This window comes from Spongisporangium articulatum (genome assembly GCF_044465595.1).
In the GTDB taxonomy this organism is placed as follows: Bacteria; Actinomycetota; Actinomycetes; order Actinomycetales; family Kineosporiaceae; genus Spongisporangium; species Spongisporangium articulatum.
On record NZ_JBITLV010000005.1, the window covers coordinates 25977 to 47295 of the forward strand.

General features: G+C 72.4%; 19 protein-coding genes. 10 read left to right on the plus strand and 9 right to left on the minus strand.

All coding sequences use genetic code 11. The annotated features are described in order from the left end of the window. Positions 1-2 precede the first annotated feature (2 nt). Positions 3-1124 carry a glycosyltransferase family 2 protein gene (locus ACIB24_RS15170; protein ID WP_398282000.1) on the minus strand — a complete coding sequence of 374 codons (1122 nt, stop codon included), beginning with the start codon at positions 1122-1124 and terminating at the stop codon, positions 3-5. Positions 1125-1213: 89 nt separating this feature from the next. On the opposite strand from ACIB24_RS15170, the gene ACIB24_RS15175 reads away from it, so the two are divergent. Then, complete coding sequence (locus ACIB24_RS15175) at positions 1214-1474, plus strand: AbrB/MazE/SpoVT family DNA-binding domain-containing protein (protein ID WP_398282002.1); 261 nt, start codon at positions 1214-1216, stop codon at positions 1472-1474. Next, a complete protein-coding gene (locus ACIB24_RS15180; RefSeq protein WP_398282005.1) occupies positions 1471-1863 on the plus strand; it encodes a PIN domain-containing protein in 393 nt (130 codons plus the stop codon). Before ACIB24_RS15175 ends, ACIB24_RS15180 begins: the two co-directional genes overlap by 4 nt. Here the strand turns inward: ACIB24_RS15180 and ACIB24_RS15185 are convergent. Beyond that, entirely contained in the window at positions 1747-2763 is a 1017-nt protein-coding gene (locus ACIB24_RS15185) for an EamA family transporter (RefSeq protein ID WP_398282008.1), read from the minus strand. The two genes, ACIB24_RS15180 and ACIB24_RS15185, sit on opposite strands and share 117 nt — an antisense overlap. A gap of 74 nt (positions 2764-2837) precedes the next feature. On the opposite strand from ACIB24_RS15185, the gene ACIB24_RS15190 reads away from it, so the two are divergent. Then, positions 2838-3398, plus strand: coding sequence for a CGNR zinc finger domain-containing protein (locus ACIB24_RS15190; protein WP_398282011.1), 561 nt, complete (start codon positions 2838-2840; stop codon positions 3396-3398). Between the two features lie 290 nt (positions 3399-3688). On the opposite strand, the gene ACIB24_RS15195 is transcribed toward ACIB24_RS15190, so the two are convergent. Both ACIB24_RS15195 and ACIB24_RS15200 read right to left on the minus strand, forming a co-directional pair. Further along, entirely contained in the window at positions 3689-3988 is a 300-nt protein-coding gene (locus tag ACIB24_RS15195) for a DUF6247 family protein (protein ID WP_398282014.1), read from the minus strand. A 66-nt stretch (positions 3989-4054) separates the two neighbouring features. Next, a complete protein-coding gene (locus ACIB24_RS15200) occupies positions 4055-6154 on the minus strand; it encodes a hypothetical protein (RefSeq protein ID WP_398282017.1) in 2100 nt (699 codons plus the stop codon). 37 nt (positions 6155-6191) lie between these two features. Here ACIB24_RS15200 and ACIB24_RS15205 point away from each other — a divergent pair, with 37 nt between their 5' ends. Both ACIB24_RS15205 and ACIB24_RS15210 read left to right on the plus strand, forming a co-directional pair. Then, positions 6192-6959, plus strand: a complete 768-nt coding sequence (locus ACIB24_RS15205) for a TIGR03089 family protein (RefSeq protein ID WP_398282020.1) — start codon at positions 6192-6194, stop codon at positions 6957-6959. A 134-nt stretch (positions 6960-7093) separates the two neighbouring features. Further along, positions 7094-7684 (plus strand): type VI secretion system tube protein Hcp, encoded by a 591-nt coding sequence (locus tag ACIB24_RS15210; protein ID WP_398282022.1) that lies wholly within the window; start codon positions 7094-7096, stop codon positions 7682-7684. A gap of 78 nt (positions 7685-7762) precedes the next feature. Here the strand turns inward: ACIB24_RS15210 and ACIB24_RS15215 are convergent, their stop codons facing one another. Continuing rightward, positions 7763-9106 carry a SpoIID/LytB domain-containing protein gene (locus ACIB24_RS15215; RefSeq protein ID WP_398282025.1) on the minus strand — a complete coding sequence of 448 codons (1344 nt, stop codon included), beginning with the start codon at positions 9104-9106 and terminating at the stop codon, positions 7763-7765. Positions 9107-9439: 333 nt separating this feature from the next. Between ACIB24_RS15215 and ACIB24_RS15220 the strand changes: the two genes are divergently transcribed. Beyond that, entirely contained in the window at positions 9440-9880 is a 441-nt protein-coding gene (locus tag ACIB24_RS15220; RefSeq protein ID WP_398282028.1) for a hypothetical protein, read from the plus strand. Here ACIB24_RS15220 and ACIB24_RS15225 read toward each other — a convergent pair. The 4 genes from ACIB24_RS15225 to ACIB24_RS15240 all read right to left on the minus strand — a co-directional run bounded on the left by ACIB24_RS15225 (position 9868) and on the right by ACIB24_RS15240 (position 16666). Further along, entirely contained in the window at positions 9868-12492 is a 2625-nt protein-coding gene (locus tag ACIB24_RS15225) for an N-acetylmuramoyl-L-alanine amidase (protein ID WP_398282031.1), read from the minus strand. The two genes, ACIB24_RS15220 and ACIB24_RS15225, sit on opposite strands and share 13 nt — an antisense overlap. Before the next feature lie 207 nt (positions 12493-12699). Further along, on the minus strand, positions 12700-13788 hold the full coding sequence (gene wecB / locus ACIB24_RS15230; RefSeq protein WP_398282858.1) for a non-hydrolyzing UDP-N-acetylglucosamine 2-epimerase: 1089 nt from the start codon (positions 13786-13788) through the stop codon (positions 12700-12702). A 2-nt stretch (positions 13789-13790) separates the two neighbouring features. After that, positions 13791-15020, minus strand: a complete 1230-nt coding sequence (locus tag ACIB24_RS15235) for a glycosyltransferase (RefSeq protein WP_398282034.1) — start codon at positions 15018-15020, stop codon at positions 13791-13793. Further along, positions 15014-16666 (minus strand): glycosyltransferase family 4 protein, encoded by a 1653-nt coding sequence (locus ACIB24_RS15240; protein ID WP_398282037.1) that lies wholly within the window; start codon positions 16664-16666, stop codon positions 15014-15016. Before ACIB24_RS15240 ends, ACIB24_RS15235 begins: the two co-directional genes overlap by 7 nt. A 67-nt stretch (positions 16667-16733) precedes the next feature. Between ACIB24_RS15240 and ACIB24_RS15245 the strand changes: the two genes are divergently transcribed. The 4 genes from ACIB24_RS15245 to ACIB24_RS15260 all read left to right on the plus strand — a co-directional run bounded on the left by ACIB24_RS15245 (position 16734) and on the right by ACIB24_RS15260 (position 21315). Continuing rightward, positions 16734-18257 (plus strand): glycosyltransferase, encoded by a 1524-nt coding sequence (locus ACIB24_RS15245; protein ID WP_398282040.1) that lies wholly within the window; start codon positions 16734-16736, stop codon positions 18255-18257. Between the two features lie 70 nt (positions 18258-18327). Next, a complete protein-coding gene (locus ACIB24_RS15250; protein ID WP_398282042.1) occupies positions 18328-19608 on the plus strand; it encodes a nucleotide sugar dehydrogenase in 1281 nt (426 codons plus the stop codon). After that, the gene (locus tag ACIB24_RS15255; protein WP_398282045.1) at positions 19605-20519 is read left to right on the plus strand and encodes an ABC transporter permease; all 915 of its coding nucleotides are present in this window, start codon (positions 19605-19607) and stop codon (positions 20517-20519) included. The genes ACIB24_RS15250 and ACIB24_RS15255 overlap by 4 nt, the downstream gene beginning before the upstream one ends. Further along, complete coding sequence (locus ACIB24_RS15260; RefSeq protein WP_398282048.1) at positions 20512-21315, plus strand: ABC transporter ATP-binding protein; 804 nt, start codon at positions 20512-20514, stop codon at positions 21313-21315. Before ACIB24_RS15255 ends, ACIB24_RS15260 begins: the two co-directional genes overlap by 8 nt. Positions 21316-21319 lie beyond the last annotated feature (4 nt).

Here is a 21319-nt window from a genome sequence, read left to right on the forward strand (position 1 = left end):
GCCTACTCGGCGGGCCGCCCGGCCATCACCTGGACGCCCGGGTCGAGCGCCGAGTCCCCGCGCGAGCGCACGATCAGGTCGGCCAGCAGGGCCATGCTGCCGATCAGCAGGGCCGCCATCACCAGCAGCACGGTGTTCGCCGGCAGGTAGAACAGGTGCCGGAACTGGTCGACGACGGCCTTGACCCCCCCGATCACCAGCAGCCACAGGGCGATCGGCATGAGCACCTTGAGCGGGTCGAAGTACATGACCATCCGCAGCACCTGGAGGATGTAGCGGTAGGCATCGCGTACGAAGTGGAACTTCGACGTCCCGGCCCGCTTCGCGTAGTCGATCGGCACGTAGCGGATGTCGTGCTGGTTGGAGAGGAAGGCCAGCGTGATCGTGGTGACGCAGGAGAAGCCGGGGGGCAGCAGCCGCAGGTAGGGCAGCGACACGCTGCGCCGGAAGGCCCGCAGCCCTGAGTTCAGGTCGGGGATCTTCTGGTTGGACAGCCGCTCGGCGATCTTGCGGATCAGCCACTTGGCCGGCACCCGCAGCCACTTGTGGGTGCCCTCCTCCGTCAGCCGGGCGCCCACCACCTGGTCGTAGCTCGGGTCCTCGAGCAGCATCTGGACCAGCTCGGGGATGCGCTCGTTGGGGTAGGTCATGTCCGCGTCGGTCCAGACCACGATCTCGCCCCGCGCCCGCAGCGTGCCGATCCGCCGGGCGGTGCCCGACCCGCCGTTGCGCCGGAACGCCAGCACCTCGAGGTTCGGCATCACCTTGGCCGCCTGCTGCAGCACGGCGAGCGTGCCGTCGGTGCTGGCGTCGTCGATGGCCAGGATCTCGTACGGGATGCGCGAGGCGTCGAGCGCGGCCGTGATGCGCTCCAGCTCGGCCAGGACGTGGTCCTGCTCGTTGTAGCAGGGCAGGACGACGGTCGCCACGACCTTGCGCGGCTGCGGCTCGGCGGGGGGCTGGGGCTGCTCGTGAGCGACCGGCTGCTGGTAGGCCACGGGCTGCTCGTAGGCCACCGGCTGCGTGGGCTCGTACGGGCTCACCGGAGCGGCCACCGGGGCGGGCCCCGGGGCAGGTGCCGGCTGGCCGAACGGGGCGGGGTCGTTGAACGGTGCGCTGGTCATGGTGCGGGTGAGGCTACCCAACTCGCCCTGATTGAGCCGCATCCCGGTCTGCCTTACCCTGAGGTAAGGAATCGACGGAGGGTGGGGCGATGAGCTGGGCCACGGTCACGAGCAAGGGTCAGGTCACGATTCCTGCTGACGTACGCAAGAAGCTGGGCCTGAAGCGGGGGTCACGGGTGAACTTCGTGGAGCGCGAGGACGGGGTCATCGAGATCGTCCCCGTGACCCGGAGCATCATGAGCCTGCGCGGCATCCTTCCCGCGCCCGCGGAACCGGTGACCCTGGCGCAGATGGAAGAGGGGATAGCCGAGGGCGCCGTCTACGGCGAGTCTGGGCTCGACGCGGAGTGATCGCCCTCGACACCAACGTCCTCGTCCGCTTCCTCGTCCAGGACGATGCCGAGCAGGGTGAACGTGCGACCGCCTTCATGTCGCGGCGGACGCCTGAGGAACCCGCCTTCGTCAGTCTGGTCGTGCTGGTGGAGACGGTCTGGGTGCTTCGCCGCACGTTCCGCTACCCGGCGCGCGCCGTCCGGAACGTCGTCCGGAGTCTCCTCGACGTCTCAGAACTGGTCATCCAGAATTCGTCGCTCGCGCGGGCAGCGCTCGATCAGTGCGACCGGTCAGGCGCGGACTTCGCCGACGCGGTCATTCACCTGCTGGCTCGCGAGGCCGGGTGCTCCGAGACGGTCACCTTCGACCAGCATGCCGCCAAGACTCTCGGGATGCGCCTGCTCTGAGCTCTCGTAGCGCCGGATCACGACCACCCCGGCGACGATCAGCACGCCGCCGATCAGCTGCATCGGGCCGGGCCACTGGTCGAGCAGGGCCCAGGAGGCCAGGACGGCGAACAGCACCTCGGTCAGCCCGGTCACCGAGGCCAGCCGGGCGCCGAGCCGGCCGGACGCCGCCACCCCGGTCACGTAGGCCAGCACGGTCGGGACCAGCACGAGGATCGTGAGCGGGAGCCACCACGGCACGCCCCAGCCGGCCAGCGTCGTCCGGTGGGTGGTGAAGGTCAGGTCGACCGCGCCGACCAGCCCGGCAAGCCCCAGCGTGACGGCCCCGACGCCGAGACCACCGGCGGCCAGCACGAACGGTGGGAGGTCGTCGTCCGCCTGCCCGCCGATCACGAAGTAGGCGGCCAGGCCGACGGCGGCCAGCAGGCCCCAGCCGACCCCGACCGGGTCGGGCATGGTGGCGCCGGTCAGGTCGAGCACGAACACCAGCCCGGCGAGCGACAGGGCGACCCCGAGGCCCACCGCGGCCGACGGGCGTTTCCGGGTGCGGGCCCAGACGTAGCCGACGACCAGCACGGTGCCGAGGTACTCCAGGAGCAGGGCGACCCCGACGTCCAGCGTCTGCACGGCGTTGAAGAAGGCCAGCTGCACGCCGGCCACGGCGAACGCCCCGAACAGCACGAGGGTGCGCAGCGCGGCGGGCGACATGCGGGGGCGGCTGCGCAGCTGCCGGACGGCGGGCACGGCCAGGACCAGCGCGGCCGCCCCGATGCGCACCAGGACGGTCGCGCCGGGTGACCAGCCGGCCTCGAGCATGGCCTTGGCCATCGGGCCGGAGAAGCCGAAGGCGGCCGCGGAGGTGAGCGCGATCCACAGCCCGGCCAGCGCCTGCGGGTTCATCGGCCACGCTCCTTGTCACGAGTCATTACACTGAACGCTCATGACGGTAGTGGCGCGCCAGGTCAGGAGTCAACGTGGCTTACGCTCATGACACCGAGGTCGCCCTGGTGGCCGCGGCAGCCCTGGTGAACACGCTGGTCTCCGCCGAACGGGACGATCACGACCCGCTGGCCACGCGTGCCGGGCTCGACGCCTTCCTGACGGAGTACCCCTACTCGGCCCGCATCGACGGGGACGACCGCGAGCTGCGCGAGGTGCGGGCCATGCGTCCGCGCGTGCACGCCCTCTGGACGGCGGCCGACAAGGACGCGGCCGTCGCCGTCGTGAACGACCTGCTGCGCGCGACGAACGCCCGGCCCTACCTGTCGCGTCACGACGAGTGGGACTGGCACCTGCACGTCACCGACCCCACCCAGCCGCTGGCCGAGCAGATGGGCGCCGAGGCGGCGATGGCCGTGGCCGACCTGATCCGGGCCGACGACCTGCAACGCCTGCGCATCTGCGAAGCCCCCGACTGCGAGGCCGTGCTGGTCGACCTGTCCCGCAACCGGTCCCGTCGGTTCTGCGACACGGGCAACTGCGGCAACCGCCTGAACGTCGCCGCCTACCGGGCCCGGAAAGCATCTGCTTCGTAACGGCAAGAGCGGGCTCACCCCGCCCACAACACCCGGACGACGACCACCCGTCGCTGATCCTCCAGCACGAAGTAGATGACCATTCCGGCCCAGCCAGCCCCGAAGGGCATGGCCCTGAAGTTGGCCCACGGCTTGTCGGGACTGGTCAAACGCCCACTCAGAGGCGTGGTTTCGAGAACCGTCAACACTTCAGCGTACGAGACCAGAGCCGCACGTGGAAGCGCCCTCCAGTGTCGCGAGGACTTCCTCGGTCGCTTCTACCGAGAACACACCCCACTCCGTGCTGAGTCTTAGAGACCCAGACGCCTCTTCGTGTCAGGCCACGCCTCGGTAGGTACGTCTTCGCCCGCGTCCAGACGCTGAACCGTGTCGAGCATGCGCCGGTGCGCCGCCGGGTCCTGGCTCGACCAGGCGACAACGCGCCACTGCTCGAGCATCTGCAGGACAGGATTGAGATCAAGAGTGTCTGTGGCCTGACGCATCAACCGCCGGTACTGCGCGTCGAAGGCCACCCGGTCGTCCGGCAAGAGCGCCTCGCGAATCGCCCGCGGGTTCTGCTCGGGCTGCGGCAGGGGCAGGGCCATCGACATGCGGCCCAGGCTACTCGCGCCAGCCCGCGATCCGACGGTCGATGGGGAGGCTGTGGATGACGCGCATCAGAGCCGGATCATCCAGAGCTGGACGCCCAGCGGGTCGGTGCCGTCGGGGCGGCGTTCGAGGTAGCGCTGGTCCTCGCGGGTGGCCAGGTCGGCGACGACCTGCGGCTCCTGCGAGACGTCGACCTGCTTCATCAAGGTGCGGCCCTCGTCCTGGGCGGCGATCAGCACCGGACGCCGGTCGGCCTCGGTGATCCGCGCGACGATCCCGCGCACGGCGTCGGCGCCCCGGTCGGGGTCGGCGATCTTCACCGAGCTCGCGGGCACGCCGCACAGGCCGCGGATCAGCTGCGGCCACTCGTTGGCCGAGCGCGCGTCGAGCGCGACGACCGCGTCGAGGGACGGGTCGAGCTGCGCGCACACCTTCTGCGCTGCAGCCACTTCCCCCACCTCGGTGCGGCCGGCGGCGCCCGCCACCGGGGCCGTCGCCGCCCACGTGGGCAGCAGGACGGCGACCGCCCCCACGGTCGCGACGGTCACCTTGAGCGCGGGGCCGGTCCGCATCCGGCGCACCAGCCAGGCCAGGAAGGCCACGGCGGCGATGATCACGGCCGGGAAGACGATCGGGACCATCCGCCGGTCGGCCCACGGATGGTCGGGGGTGATGCCCGGCCGGTACAGGGTGAGCACGATCGAGCCGAGCGCCACGACGGCCGGGCCGAGCCAGCCGGGCACCTCGGTCTCGTCCGAACGCCACCAACGGACGGACAGCCCGGCCAACCCGGCGAAGGTCAGCAGCGCCGCGACCAGCACGAGCGGGCCGACGTACCAGCTGAGCCACTGCACCGAGTGTTCGGCGTAGGTGCGCCCCCCGTCGACCGTCAGCCCTTGCCGGAGTTGCAGCCCCGCAACCACTTTCGAGCCCGGGTCGGCCGCGCTCTGGTGAACGGTCATGAACAGCGGGCGCGCGGCCAGGACGACTCCGACCAGCAGTACGAGTCCGGCGGTCAGCTCGGGCAGTCGGGCGATGGTCGGCAGCCGGCGGCCGATCGCCGTCCCCCACCGGGCCGCGACCCAGGCCCCGGCGCCGAGCACCACGGTCAGTCCGACCAAGGGCACCAGACTGCCCCCGATGTTGCCCAGGTACGGCCGCGACAGCAGCACCGCCGGCACGACGGCGATCGCGGTCCCGAACAACGCCCCGAACGCGATCGGCCGGGCCGCCGGGTGTTTCCGCAGCGCGAGCACCGCGCAGACGGGCAGCAACAGCGACACCTCGCGCAGCGCGTCGACCCGGATCAGGCCGGCGAACCCGAACCCGAGACCCGCCGCCCAGCCGAGCGACACCGCCGCACGACCGGTGGCCCGCGTGGCGTCGACGAGCAGCGCGGCGGCGGCCGCGACGACGAGTAGCGCCACGGGTTCCGAGTACGTGGAGCGCGCGGCGTGCAGCATCGGCTGGCAGATCGCCAGGGCGGCCGTCGCCAGCACCGCCCAGCGGGGGCCGACCAGTCGCGCGGCCAGCCCGGCGAGGGCCAGAAGCGCTGCGGCGGAGGCGATCGCGGGCATCACGAAGACTCCGGCGAACCCACCCGTCGTCCACCAGCCGAGCGAGTAGACCGCGGGGGCGCCGAGGAAGAACTGCGGCACGATCTCGGCGCCGCCACCCGTCGTGACCTGGAAGAAGGCCGGGCTGCCGAGCCGGAAGGCCGGGTCGGCCAGCGCGGCCGCCCCACCGAAAGCGTCCAGCTGGGAGGGGATCTGGAGACCGTGGTGGGTCGAGATCCACTGGGTGTACAGCGCGTAGGAGCCGGCGTCACGGCGCAGCACGACGTGCTCCGCGTGGGTCAACCCCGCCCACACCCCGTGGCCGACGGCGATCGCGACGCAGGCGAGCGTCGTCCAACTCGGCACGGCGACCGCGGGTACGCGGCGTACGAGCGGAGCCGAGAACGCGACGAGCAGCAGCACCAGCGGTACGACCAACGGCGGCCGCCACCCGTGGACCGGCACCAGCACCGCCGCGAGCAGATCGATGAGGACGACGACGCCGGCCAGCGCCACCCCGCCCCGGGCGAGCACCGCCCCGGCGAGATTCCCCGCCCGAGGCGGGCGGACGCCGTCCCCGCTGTTCAGCTCTTCGATCTGGACGTCCGCCACGCCGAGAGAGGCTAGCGACCGCAGTAGCCTCGTGCGGGTGGCGCCCCAGATCAGCGACGTACGCGGACTGTTCCAGAACCTCCTGGCCGAGGACCCGGGCCGGCCCCGGGTGACCTGGTACGGGCCCGACCACGAGCGCGTCGAACTGTCGGCGAAGACCCTGCTCAACTGGGTCTCGAAGACGTCGAACCTGCTGGTCGAGGAGCTCGAGGCGGGGCCGGGGACGACGATCGGCATCGACCTGCCCGTGCACTGGCGCAGCGTCGTCTGGCTGCTGTCGGTGTGGACGGTCGGCGCGCACGCCGTCGTCCCGGCCGAGGCGCTGGTCCCGGACGGCGTGGACCGGCTGGACGCGGTGGTCACCACCCACGTGGCCGCGCCGCCGCAGGTGGTGGCCGGCGCCGTCGTGGCGGTGGCCCTGCCCGCACTGGCCACCCGCTACGGCGGCGAACTGCTCCCGGGAGTGATCGACGCGGCCACCGAGGTGCGGCTGCAGCCCGACGTCCTGGGGCCGACCGAGCGCCCGGGGCCCGACTCCCCCGCGTTCAGCGTGACCGGGGGTGGCGGGCACGCGATCACGCTGCCGTACGGTCGGCTGCTCGACCGGCCGACCGGAGTACCGACGGCCGGGGCGGTGCGCCAACTGTCCGGAGCGGGGCCCGAGTACGCGGTGCAGGCTTATCTGGAACCGCTGCTCACCGGCGGGTCGGTGGTGCTGCACCACGACCTGGCCGGCCTCGACCCCGAGGCGTTGCAGCATCTGATCGGGCAGGAGGGCGTGACCGAGGTGCTCGCGCTCGACTGACTCGCACGGAGCGTGACCTGCTGCTCACAGCAGTACCAGGTGATCACTCTTATGGGTTCATGGGCGCCCTTCCTAGCCTCGGCGACCTCGTGACCCGCCGGCGAAGGTGGCGGGCCTGACGCCAGGGAGTTCCGATGGACGCCGCCGTCCGATCCACCCGCTCGCGCCGTCTGCTGCCGGCCGCCGCACTGCTCGTCACCGGGGTCGCCGGGGCGTCGGTGCTGATGACCTCCGGGGCCGACGCCGCCCCGACGCCCACCAGCGACATCACCATGACGATCCGCGCCACCACGGGCGCCCTGGCCGGTGACACGGGCTCCACGTTCGCCGTGCAGGGCTTCGACTGGGTCGCGCCCCTCACGAACGCGAGTACCTCCGTGGGCTCCGCCAACGCCCGGATCGGTGCGCAGAACCTCAAGATCACCCGACCGTTCGGTCAGGGCAGCACCTCGTTGGTCGCTGCCGCCGGCAAGGGCCTGCGGCTGCCCGCCGTCGAGGTGTCGGTCAGCTCCCGCGCCGGCGCGGGGGCGGCCACCCGCATCGCCCAGTACAAGCTCGAGAACTGCGTGATCAGCGATCTGGCGCAGCGCGCGGACGCCAACGGCAGCGCGGTCGAGGCGGTCACCCTGAGCTGCAACTCCACGACCCTCACGGCGACGGTGCCGAAGGCCGACGGCACCACGGTCGCCTCCGTGGGCCAGATCAGCAGGAGCACCCAGCTCTGACCCACCCTGCGGTGATCATGCAGAAACCTCACGTCCGCTTCCTCCGGCGCGAGGTTTCTGCATGATCACGAGCTGAGGTCAGCCGTTGCCGGTCTCGCCGTCGGACGTCGTCCCGCCGAACACGAACCCGGGCGAGCGCAGCCCGAGCTTGCCGCGGGCCTCGCTGCCGGTGAAGTGCACGGTGACGGTCCTGCCGCCCTTCACGCCGGTCACGGTGATGCCGTCGAGGCGCTTGTCGTCGCCGCGCTCGGCCACCTTCCACGTCGTGACCGACGTGAAGCCGAGCTTGCTCGCGAAGGTCGCCCTGCTGAAGCCGACGGCCCACTTGCGGTACGGGTTGTCGGAGGCGTTGTCCCAGCGGGAGTCGTCGACGGCCTTCAGGTAACTGATCCCGTAGCGGCCGTAGACGTACTGCCGGTTCTCGGTGTGCCCGCCCATCGAGGACGAGTACATCGCCGAGATGATCCGACCGCTCCCGTCGACCAGCACCTGGCCGGCGGTGGCGTTCACGGCCGCCTTCCACTTGCCGCCGAGGCGGGCATCGGCGGCCTCGCGGTCGTAGCCGAGGTACACCTGGTCGGCCGTGCCGGTACTGAGCACGTACGAGTTGCGGTCGCTGCTGTACTTCGAGGCCAGGTACGTGCGGGCCGCGACGACCTGCGCCTTCAGCGCCTCGACCGGCCAGCCGGCCGGGACCTCGCCCAGGCCGTACAGGTACTTCTGCACCGCGGTGAGCTTGCTGCTGCTGCCGATCACGTGGCTGACCTTGATACCGGACCCGGTGCCGGTGAAGCGCGTGGTGCCCCAGCTCGTGCGCAGGCCCGAGCCGCTGCCGGTGGCCTTCACCCGGACGACGGTTCCGCCGGTGCGGGCCCGCAGCAGGCTGCCGGTCGGGGCGAACAGCTGGACGGCGTCGGCGGCGTCGGTCACGGCGATGCCGCGCACGCCGTTGCTCACCGTGGGCGTGACGGTCCACGTCGAGCCCTTCGGCTGGACGGCGGTGCGGTCGGCGAGCCAGGTGACCGGACCGTTCTCGGCCAGCACCGTGGAGCGCTTCGACGACGAGGCGAGCGAGAGCGTGACGCTCGTGCTCATCGACTTCGAGACCAGGTCGGTGTTCCTGTAGTACGTGGCGAGGATGGTCCGGTAGCCGCAGCCGAGCTTGGCGGCCCCCTGCGCGCCGTACTGGCTCATCCCCATGCCGTGGCCCCATCCGTGGCCGTAGATCTTGATCGCACCGCTCGGGTCGGCCGCGTCGGCGACCTTGGCGCCGCCCGCCGAGGGGCAGCTGTTCGCCACGGCGACGGCCGGGTTCAGCGCGGTGGAAGCGTCCGCAGAATCGCTCGGCGCGCTGATCGCGGCCCCGGCCGTGGTGGCCAGGACGGCGGCCGTGAGCAGGCCGGTGAAGCTGGGGCGGATCATTCGGTCGAGCTCCTCACGTCGGGTCCCCCGCACCGTCCTGGCACGCGGCGGGCCGGCGCGGAACGCAACGGCCCATGGAACTCCCGTCGGCGGGGCCCGGAACCGGACAAGATCGTCCGTGGTTCCGTGCTCCGGCTGGCCTAGAGACCGGCGCGCGGAGCACGCCGGAATCACGTCCGGTGATCCGGGACCCGCCGGCGCACCCGTGCGGGTGACGCTCGCCCGGCGGCTTGCTGCAACCCTGTCCTCGGCCACCCGGGTGCACCGCTGAAGCCGGTTCCGGGCTTTCGGGTTCGGCCGCAATAGCCCGGTCGGGGCATGCATCATGTCCGGATGCACGCAGTCGACCCCGCCGGCCGGACGTGGCGGATCCGTCGACGTTGGTTGCCCTGGCGGCGCCGGATCCGGGACGTTCCGGACTACGGCATCGACCTGCCGAGCGTGGACCTGGGCGACGACCCGATCAGCGCGGTGATCGGCGTCGTCCTGCTGGTGATCGTGACGATCCTGGTGCTGCCGTTCCTCGTCGTCTTCGCCGGTCTGCTGCTCGAGCTGGGCCTGCTGCTGGCCCTGCTGCCGCTGGCCGTCCTGGCCCGGATCGCGCTGCGCCGGCCGTGGACCATCGAGGTCTTCGGCCCGGGCCGCCGGTTCCTGATCCGGGGGCCGCTGCAGCACGAGGAGCGGGTCGTCGGGTGGCGGGCCTCGTCACGGAAGATCCACGAGTACGCGGCCGCCGCGCGGACCGAACCACCCGTGGTCGTTCAGGACAGGTAGCCGTACACGTCCACCCGAGCGTCGACCCCGCCGCTGGACGCCGCGACCGTGATCGCCCCGCTCCCCACCGGGACCAGCGCGAGGTTGCCGCGGGTCTGCCCCTTCGGCAGCCGGACGCCCACCACCGCACCCGGGTCGGCGGCCCCGAACCCGTAGGCCCGCAGCGTGGTGTTCTTGGCGGGAGCCACGCCGCTCACCTGCACCAGGACAGCGGTCGCGTTCGCCGGGACCCCGGTGGTACCGCCGGTCACGACGACCTTTCGGGTGGCTCGGGCAGGGACGTTCGCGCTGAGCAGACGCTTGGGGGTGAGGCTGGTCAGCCGCTGGCCGCCGGTGGCCGGGCTGACGACGACGCCCTCCAGGTCGAGGTAGGCGTTGACCGGACCGCCGGTGGCGGTCAGCGCGAACTGCCCGTTCACGACGGGGACGACGGCCAGGTTGTCGGCCCACTTCCCGCTGAACTGGGTGCCGCGCACGGGTGAGGTGCCGACCTTGTGGGCGGTCAGCGTGCCGCGGCCCTGGGCGTCGGTGGTCGAGCCGCCGACGTCGACCAGGACGGCGCTCACCGCACTGCTGGCCACGCCGCCGACGGTGGCGGGCAGCGTGACGGTGCGGGTCTCGTCGTCGTCCAGCGGGTCGGCGCCCGAGGAGTAGATGCGCGTGGCGGTGACCGCCCGCAGCGGAGCGCCTCCGCCGACGGCGTAGTAGCCGACGACGTCGGCGCGCAGTTGGGTGACGCCGGTCAGGTTGCCGACGCTGACCTGGCCGGTGGCGCCGACCGGCACCGTCACCAGCGCCGAGCGGGTGGTGCCCGCGTTCGCCCCTTGGAGGGCCAGGCTGCTGCGGGGGCCGCCGGTCGGCCAGACGGTCAGCGACGTGTCGTCGCTGACGCAGGTCGCGGTCAGGTTCAGGACGACGGCGCTCACGCCGCTGCCGGGCACGCCGCCCTGGCCGAGCACCGGGAACGCGACGCGGCCGTTGGGGCCCGCGGGCTGCTTGCCGCTCGCCGTGGAGTCGAAGATCTTCACCGGGGTGCTGAGCGGGACGTAACCCCCGGTGCCGGTCAGCGGCGTGTTCGGGGTCTCGGGCGTAAGGGCCGGCGGGGTGACCAGCAACGAGCGGGTCACCGGCCGCGCGGCGCCCCGGCTGGAGGACGACGTGAGCGTGAGCGTGTACCGGCCCGCGGGGGCGACCGCGCCGCCCGACGTCTTCCCGTCCCACGTGGCGGTGATCTTCTTACCGGCCGAGGTCTTTCCGGTCACCGTGTCGACCGTGCCGGCGCCGCACGGCGCCGTGACCGTCAACTTCCACGACTGGGCGCGCAGGGCCGTGGCGGTGACGCTCGCCCCCTTGCCCGTGGCGACCGAGTTCACGGAGAGGCCCGGGTCGATCAGCTCCGCCTTCACCGCGTCGTAGGCGACCTTCCGCACGGAACCGAGCTTCGCGTAGAGGTTTCCACCCGGGCATTCGGTGTAGCCGGTGTTCCGGTGCCCGCTGATCGTGTTGAAGGTGTGGGTCGTCCCGGCCCGGTACCGGGCGGTGCCGCCGCCCGAGGAGGTGAGTCTCGTCGTCCCCCGGGGGTTGCGGTGGTTCAGGTCGAGCTTCCAGGCGAACAGCTTGCCCGCGCTGGTGATCAGGGCGTTCGACGGATGTGCGTACTGGTAGCTGCCGATCGCGGCCACGCCGAACGTGTCGGTGTTGAAACCGCCCGCATGGGCGCCCATCACGTTCTTGTCGAGGCCGCCGGCCCGGCCCTCCCAGATGCGCCCGAAGCGGTCGATGAGCGCGTTGTAGCCGATGTCAGTCCAGCCCCGGGTCTTCACGTGGTAGGCGTAGTCACCGCGGATGATCGAGGGCACCTCGGCCTTGCTGTACCCGTTCGGTCCCGCGGTGTGATGCAGCACCGCGGCTCTCACCGTGCTCATGTACGTCGGGCTGTCCTTGACCAGCTTCTCGTCGGCGCCCCACTCGGCCCGGCTGTAGACCTTCGGCTTGGCGACCCCCGAGCTCGCGGCCAGCGCGGAGAGGGTGGTGTCGGCGGAGGCGTCGGCGTCGTGACCGGACGTGCCGCCGTCGACCAGTTCGAACTGCAGATCGCTCGGGAACCGCTTCGCCTTGGCGGTGTTCAGCGTGACCTCGGCCTGGGCGCCGTCGCTCGGCCCGACGTAGAGGCTGGCGGTGCCGTCGCGGACGTCGGCCGCCCGGTTCGAGCTCTCGGCGGCGTCGGTCAGCGTGTCCTCGTCGACGTCGAGGGGCTGCCAAGCGGTCCAGCCCTTCGCACCGTGGGTGCGGACCCGCACGGCGACCGCTCCGGACGCGGACCCGCGCTTCCACGTGACGCCGACCGTCTGGAACGTCCGGCTGCCGATCGGGGCGGTGACCGTGGCAGTGGGCGCCGCGCGCGTGGCGGCGGCCGCCGTGATCGTGGGCCGGATGGCCAGCGACGTGACCGACGGGTCGACCGCGTGCGCGCTCGTGCCGCCCGGCGCGTGGGTGAGGGACGACGGGACCTCGGTGTTCGGGCTCGGCTGGGCGACCGCGGGGGCGGCCAGTCCTCCGACCACCAGCGAGAGCCCGAGAACGACGACCGGAGTCCTGCGCCGAGACAGCACGCCACCACCCTGTTCATGATCAACTCAAACCACGTCAGTACGGACAGTCACCGTACCTTGCAGAGAGTCAACGGCGCGCGCTGGCCGCCTGTGAATGACGCACCCCCGCCGTGATCATGCGCAAACGCATCCTCGACCCCGTGATCATGCGCAAACGCATAATGCGTTTGCGCATGATCACCGCTGAAGTACTGCGTTTGTGCATGATCACGGATTACGTGCGGACAGCCAGTCGACGATGACGTCGGCGATGCGCTCGCCCGCGGCGCCGTCCCACAACGGGGGCCGGGCGGGCTCGGGGGCCGGGCGCGGCGCGGCGGGCGCGGCCAGCACCTCGTCGAGCGCGGACAGGACCGACTCGGGGGTGACCAGCCGGTTGGTCCCGTGCGTGATCGTGACCGGACGTTCGGTGTTGGGCCGCATGGTCAGGCACGGCACCCCGAGCACCGTGGTCTCCTCCTGCACGCCGCCCGAATCGGTCACCACCACGGCCGATTCCGCGACCAGCCCGAGGAACGTCGTGTAGGGCAGCGGCTCGACCACCACGATGCCCGGCGACTCCAGGCCCGCCGCGGCCAGCGCCGCCCGCCCCCGCGGGTGCACCGGGATGACGACGGGCAGCCGCTCGGCGACCCCGCGCAGCACCTCGACGAGCCGCGCGGCGGTCGCCGGGTCGTCGACGTTGGACGGCCGGTGCAGCGTGGCCACCGCGAACCGCCCGGCCAGCTCCGGCCGCGAGGCCCGCAGGGCCCGCGCGTCGAGGGCGGACAGGTGCCGGAGCAGCGTGTCGATCATCGGGTTGCCGACCAGGTGCACGCGGGACGTCGCCACGCCCTCCCGGGTCAGGTGCGCCACCGCGTCGGCGCTGGTCACGAACAGCAGCTCGCAGATCTGGTCGGTCAGCCGGCGGTTGATCTCCTCGGGCATGGTGTCGTCGAAGCTGCGCAGCCCGGCCTCGACGTGCGCCACCGGGATGCCCAGCTTCACGGCCGCCAACGCCGCCGCCAGCGTCGAGTTCACGTCGCCGTACACCACGACCAAGGAAGGCTTCTCGCGCTCGAACAGCGCCTCGAGGCCGATCAGCACGGCCGCGGTCTGGGTGCCGTGCGAGCCGGACCCGACGCCGAGGTTCACGTCGGGTTCGGGCAGCTCCAGCTCGGTGAAGAACACCCGGCTGAGCTTGTCGTCGTAGTGCTGCCCGGTGTGCACGAGCCTCTGCTCGACGCCGCGGGCGGCCAGCGCGGCGATCACCGGAGCCGCCTTCGGGAAGTTCGGCCGGGCGCCGGTCACGTGCACGATCACGACGGCGGCTCGTCGACAGGGAGCGCTTCTGCATGATCACGAGGGAGGTGGCCGGTGTCGGCCCAGCCACGCAGGTCGTCGGCGAACCGGCCCGCCACCGTCGCCCGGTCGATGCGCCGCCCCGCCGCGGCCGCCGCCACCTGCGCCGCGGCCAGGTCGGCGCCCAGCAGCGACCGCAGCGCCGCCACCAGCGCCTCCGGCCCGGCCTCGGCGTCGTACAGGAACGCCGCGCCCGGGTCCGCGGCGACCACCGGCGCCGAACCCGAACCACTCGGTAGCAGAACGGGTTTCCCGAACGTCAGGGCCAGCGCCAGTACCCCGGAGTTCAGCGACCGCCGGTACGGCAGGGCCACGACGTCGGTGCCGCGTAGCAGCACCTGGAAGTCGGACTCGGCCACCTTGCCCGGCAGCACGCGCACCGCCGGGTGCAGGTAGGCCCTCGCCAGGAACCTCTCGGTCTCGGGCGCCCCGTCGGACGCGCCGGCCACGACCAGCACGATGCCCTGCGGCGCGGCGGCGTTCACGACGTCCACGGCGTCCAGCAGGTCGAGCAGACCCTTGTACGGCTTCAACGCGCCCGTGACCAGCAGCGCCACCGACCCCTCCGGGATGCGCAGCCGCGAGCGCGCCTCGAGCGCCGAGACCCAGTCGGGGTACACACCCTGGTAGCCGGGGTGGTCACACCGGTACGTCCGGTCGGCGGGCAGCGTGAACCACGGCGAGACCAGTTCCGCCGTAAGGGGACTCATCACGTGCACCAGGTCGGCCCGGGCCAGCACCTCCTCCCGCAGCCGGACCTCCTGGGCCTCGAAGGCGGTGTCGTGGGGCAGCGCGTTGTGCACGGTCCAGACCAGCTTCGCCCCGCGGGCCGTCAACGTGTCGAGCAGCCGCGAGTGCTCGTCGACCGCCGCACCGGCCGCCGCCGCCGAGGACGCCCCCGCGAGCACCTGGTTCAGCCAGTGCAGGTGGACGACGAGCGGCAGGTCGGCGGGCCAGCCGTCGGTGCCGCGGAGCAGGTCGCCGACCCGGAACGCCGGGGCCGCGACCATCGACCGGTCCGCGAACCCGCCGTACAGCACGGCTTGAAAGGGGTTGCCGGAGTAGTAGGGCGTGAACGGCCAGACGACCGGACCACGCGAGCCCACGGGCACCCGCGAGACCGCCGCGAACGTCTCCCCGATCCAGGCGTCGCCGGTCACGTCCCGGCCGGGCAGCACGGTCAGCACGAATCCCCCACTCCGGAAAGCCTTTCCGCGGCCCGGTCGGCCGCCTGCGCGTAGACCCGGTCGAACGCCTTGCCATTGGCCGCCCAGGTCCGCTCGGCGCGCACCCAGGCCTCGGCCCGGTCCACGCGGGCCGCCAGCGCCTCCGGCGCGGCCATCAGGGCCGCGACCTTCGCCGCTAGTCCCTCGGCGGACGACGCGGGGAACACGAAGGCCCGCTCCTCGTCGTCCCCGGCGATCTCGACCAGGGCCGGCAGATCGCTGAGGAGCACGGGCACCCGCATGGCCATGGCCTCGAAAGGCTTCATGGGCGAGACCATCCGGGCCGCCCGCTCGGGCACGCGCGGCACCACGAACAGGTCGATCTGCGCGTACCAGCCGGGCACCTCGTCGAACGGCACCGACCCCGTGAACACCGTGGCGGACCCCAGCCCCAGCGCCCGGGCCCGGGCCTCGAGCTCGGCCCGGCGCCGTCCGTCCCCGACCAGCAGCACCCGCACGTCGTGACCCGAGGCCCGAAGCCGGGCGGCGGCGTCCAGGAGCACCTCCTGCCCCTCCCGGTGGTGGTCGAGGTTGGACACGTACCCGAGCACGAAACCGCCCGCCAGCCGCGGATCCCGGCCCGCGGCGGGGACGGGCACGAACCGGTCCAGGTCCACGGCGTTGGGCACCACGACCACCGAGGACTCCCGAACGCCGTGCCCGTGCACGATCTCGTCGCGCATCGGCCCGCTCAGCGTCACCACCAGGTCGGCGGCCCGCATCGCCCGGGTCTCGGCGGCGAACCGGCGGTGGTAGTACTCGCTCCCCTCGGCGTAGCGCGCGTCCTTGGTCCAGGTGGTCTCGAAGAACGAGCGGACCTCGTAGATCCACGGCAAGCCGGCCCACCGGGCCAGCGCCAGACCGGGCAGCGCCAGGTCGAACCCGCGGTGCCCCGATCCGGCGTGCAGCACCGCGGGCCGCAGCGCGAGCAGCTGCCGGGCGAAGGCGGTCGTGGTCAGCTGCACGAACTCCTCGGCCGTGAGCGCTCCGAAAAGGTCTGCGGCACCGGGCATCACGTGCCGGTACTCGATGCCGTCCACGACCGAGGAGGCCCCGGAACCGAAGCCGGGCAGCGTGACCGCCACCGGGTCCCGCCCGGCCGCGCGCACCGCCAGCAGCGTCTCGTGGGTGCGGGTGCAGTACCCGTTGTTCCGGTGGGGCATCGATTCCTTGGCCAGGTACAGCACCCGCCCGGGCTCCGGCGCACCCCCGTCGAACGACCCGGGCACCGCGGGCAGCCAGCCCGGGTCGGTCTCGACCAGCCGGCCCTGCAGCGAGCGCTGCATCCGCCGGTTGCCGGGCTTCGGCCCGGCCACCGCCAGCCGCGACGCCTCCGCCACGGCCTCGGACAGTCGCCCGGTCCGGTTCAGCAGCTGGGCCCGGGACCGCGCCAGCGCCAGGTCGTGCGGCGAGCGCAGGGTGGCCGCGGCCAGCAGCTCGAGGGCCCGCTCCTCACCGGAGCGGCGGGCCAGCAGCGACGCCGCTTCGCCCTGGGCCACCGAGACCGCCAGGGCCCGCGCGGTTCGGGTCCGCCGGGGCAGGGCTCGCGCCTGCCGTCTCAGCAGCCGCCCGAGCCGCCCCAGCACTCCGCCGGACGGTGTCGCCATGCGAAGCAGTCTGCCGCATCGCGCGACCCGGCCTCTCCCGAACGCGGCCGGGCACTATGTTGGACAGATGCCCAGCGGACCGCCCACGGTGGTGCTCGCCACCACGAACGGCCGCGGCATGGGCCACCTCTCCCGGCAGATGGCGCTGGCGCTGGCCTCCCTCGGCGGGATGGACCCGGTGATCTTCTCGATGTCCTCCGCGGTCGCCGTGGCCGGACAGTTCGACATGCGCGCCGAGTTCGCCCCGGGGCCCCTGCGCGGGCAGGTGCCGCGCCGCTACTGGGACTTCTACCTGGCCGAACGCATCATGGCGCTGATCCAGGAGGTCAACGCCAGCGCGTTCGTGTTCGACGGCGTCTACCCCTACGACGGGGTGCTGCGCGCCCTGCGCCGGCTGCCCGACGTCCCGTTCATCTGGTCCCGGCGCGGCATGTGGAAGCCCGGCGCGGGGGCCCGCGCCCTGCGCTACCGGCGGCTGTTCGCCGCCGTGATCGAGCCCGGTGACCTCGCCTCCTCCGGCGACGCCGGGCGCACGGCCGAGCTGGACGACGCCCGCCGGGTCGGTCCCGTGACGCTGGCCGGTCTGGTGCGCCCGTTGGGTCGCGCCGCCGCTCGCGAGGCCCTGGGGCTGGACCCCGACCGGCCGGCGGTGCTGATCACGCTGGGCAGCACGCGGCGCTCCGACCTGTACGCCGCCTACGGCCGCACGGTCGAGCGGTTCGCCGCCGAGGGCTGGCAGGTGGCGGTCACGTCGTCGTTGATCGCGGGCGACGGGCACGGCACCCGGCGGCCGGGGGAACCGGTGATGATCTCGGTCTACCCGCTGGTGAAGTACCTGTCCGCCTTCGACGCCGCGGTCACCGCGTCCGGCTACAACGTGGTGCACGAGCTGCTGCTGTCGGCGGTACCGACTCTGCTGGTACCCAACGACGCCTCGGTCGACGACCAGGACACCCGGGCCCGGGTCGTGGCGGGCCAGAACCTGGCCCTGGCGGCCGATCCCGAGCGGCCCACGGAGTTCGAGGCCGCACTCGACCGGCTGCTGGACGAGCGGGTCCGCGGCCGGTTGCGGGACGCGTGCCGCGACCTGCCCCCGCCGACGGGGGCCACGGAGGCCGCCCGCGCGGTGATCGGCCTGGCCGCGGGGGGCCGGGTGGAGACCGCCGAGCGGGTCGAGTGGGGGGCGCTGAACGCGCAGCGGCTGGCCCGGCGCACCCTGGGCCGGGCGCTGCCCGACTCGGTCGCCACCCGGATGGGACGCACCGGTTTACTGCGCGGGGCCCCGCTGAGCCTGAGCCCGCAGCTCCTGCCCGCCCCCGACCCCGCCCGGCCCACGACCGGCCTGCGACTGCCGCCGGTCGACCCGCAGCACCTGGTGGTCACGGACGCCCTGCTGCCCGGCCTGTTCGAGAAGCGCCGGGTCGAGCACCTGCTGCCGGGGGCGTCCGACGCCTACGTGGCCGAACGGGCCCGGATCGCGGCGGAGCACTACCGGTTGCGCCCGACCGCGGCGCCCGTCGGCGAGCGGGCGCAGGCCTGGGCCCGGCTCGGCTGGGCGGCCGGTTCGGACGAAGATCGACCCGAGGTCTGATCCGGCCCCGGCCCGGGCCGTTCGTGCCACACTTTTCCGCAGCAGTTGCCCACGGAAGGACTCCGCGCCCGTGCCGCTCGACCTCGCCCTCATCGGGTTGGGCTACGTCGGCCTGCCCGTGGCGCAGGAGGCGTGCCGGGCCGGGCTGTCGGTGGTCGGGCTGGACATCTCACCCGAGGTCGTCACGGGCCTGAACGCGGGCCGTTCCCACGTCGACGACCTGGACGACGCGGCCGTCGCCGCGATGCTCGAGGCCGGGTTCCGGGCCGAACGGATGGACGACGACGCCGCGGCGCAGGCGCTGAGCCGGGCGGCCGCCGTGGTCATCTGCGTGCCGACCCCGTTGTCGGAGAGTGGCGGCCCCGACCTGACCGCGGTGCTGGCCGCCGCCGAGCGGGTGGCGACGTCCGTGCGCGAGGGGACGCTCGTCGTCCTGGAGTCGACGACCTACCCCGGGACCACCGACGAGGTGGTCCGCCCGGTCCTGGAACGCGACGGGCGGGTCGTCGGCCGCGACCTCTTCCTGGCCTTCTCCCCCGAGCGGATCGACCCGGGCAACCGGGAGTTCGGGTTCCGGAACACGCCCAAGGTGGTGGGCGGCGTCACCGAGGCCTGCGCCGACCGGGCGGTGGCGCTGTACGGGCAGCTGGTCGACGAGGTGGTCCGCACCCGGGGGGCGCGGGAGGCCGAGATGGCGAAGCTGCTGGAGAACACGTACCGGCACGTGAACATCGCGTTGGTCAACGAGATGGCGCGGTTCTGCCACGAGCTCGACATCGACCTGTGGGACGTGATCTCCGCGGCGTCGACCAAACCGTTCGGCTTCCAGGCCTTCAAGCCCGGCCCGGGGGTCGGCGGGCACTGCATCCCGATCGACCCGAACTACCTGTCCCACCGGGTCCGGGCCGCGCTCGGGTACCCGTTCCGGTTCGTCGAGCTGGCGCAGGAGATCAACCACGGGATGCCGGGCTACGTGGTGCGCCGGGTCGCCGACCTGCTCAACGAGGCGGCCAAGCCCTTGCGGGGGTCACGCGTGCTGCTGCTCGGCGTCACGTACAAGGCCGACGTCAGCGACCAGCGGGAGAGCCCCGCCCTGCCGATCGCGCTGGAACTGCTGGCCAAGGGCGCCCACGTGACCTGGCACGATCCGTTCGTCACCCACTGGCCGCTGGGTGACGAGGCCGGCGCCGAACGCGCCGACCGCCTGGAGGAGGCCGTGGCCAAGTCGGACGTGACCGTGCTGCTGCAGCACCATCGCGGTTACGACCTGGACGCGGTGGCCCACCAGGCCCCCCTCGTGCTGGACACTCGTGGCGTGATGCGACCATCTGCGACTGTGGAGCGACTGTGACGGACCTCGAGCAGACCCCGGCGGCAACCCTCGCCGCGCGCTACGGCCTGCCCAAGCTCGGCGGTCGCCCCGGCGTCGGCGGGTACCTGGCCCAGCTGTGGGACCGCCGGCACTTCACCCTGGCGCTGGCGAGGTCCCGGTTCCGGGCCCAGAACGAGGAGTACCAGCTCGGCATCCTCTGGGTGCTCCTGCTGCCCCTGATCAACATCGGCGTCTACTGGCTGGTGTTCGGCCTCCTGGTCAAGAGCCGGAGCAGCACCCGGCCGGACCACTTCCTGTCGTTCCTGACCGTCGGCATCTTCACCTTCGGGTTCTTCACCGGGTGCTTCGTGGAGGGCGCCAAGTCGATCGCCAAGAACCGGGGGCTGGTTCGCACGCTGCACTTCCCGCGCGCCGTGCTGCCGCTGTCGGTGGTCATCCAGCAGCTGATGACCCTGGGCGCGCAACTGGTGGTGATGTTCCTGGTGATCGTCGTGTCCGGCGAGCCGATCACCTACCGCTGGCTCCTGATCATCCCCGTCTACCTGATGATGACCCTGTTCTGCTCGGGCGTGGCCTTCGTCGCGGCGCGGCTCACGGTCCACATCCGCGACATCACCCAGATCATCCCGTTCGTGAACCGGCTGCTCTTCTACACCAGCGGCATCTTCTTCGTCGTCGCCGAGCGGTACGGCAAGACGGGCCCCGACGCGAGCACCCTGGGCAAGATCCTCAGCCAGGTGCTGACCGCCAACCCGCTGAACGTCTACCTGACCCTGGCCCGCGACGCGCTGCTCAGCCAGGACCGCCACATGAGGGGTGTGCACGCCACGGCGCTGCAGTGGCAGCTGGGCGTCGTCTACGGTGTGGTCGTGTTCGTGGTGGGCTTCTACTTCTTCTGGCGCGCCGAGGGGTTGTACGGCCGTGACTGACACCCGTTCCGACGCCGTGCCCAGCCCGGTGCAGCCGCCGCGGAAGCCGACCGTGATCGTCGACGACGTGCACATCACGTACAAGGTCTATGCGACCGGCCGGAAGGCGAACGCGGGCGACTCCGCCGGCGGCCACGGCCTGCTGAAGCGGCGTTCCCCGTCGATGCGCCGGGCCGAGTACGTCCACGCCGTGCGGGGCATCAGCTTCACCGCCTACGAGGGCGACGCGATCGGCGTGGTCGGCAGCAACGGGTCCGGCAAGTCGACCCTGCTCAAGGCGATCGCCGGTCTCATCCCGGCGAACCAGGGCGCCATCTACGCCGAGGACAACCCCACCCTGCTGGGCGTCAACGCGGCGATCATCAACGACCTCTCGGGCGAGCGGAACGTCATCCTCGGTGGTCTGGCCCTCGGCATGTCCCGCGAGGAGGTGCTGCGCAAGTACGACGACATCGTCGCCTTCTCGGGCCTGAAGCCCCGCTTCCTCGACCTGCCGATGCGGACGTACTCCTCGGGCATGGCCGCGCGGCTGCGCTTCGCCATCGCCGCCAGCGTCGAGCACCGGGTGCTGATGGTCGACGAGGCCCTGGCCGTGGGCGACAAGGGTTTCCAGAAGCGCAGCGAGCAGCGCATCCGCGAACTGCGGGAGAAGGCCGGCACGGTCTTCCTGGTCAGCCACTCCCTGCCGCCGATCCAGAAGACCTGCAACCGCGTGCTGTGGGTCGAGGAGGGGCTGCTGCGGATGGACGGCCCGGTCGACGAGGTCCTGGAGGCCTACACGGAGTTCACGGGCTGAGCCG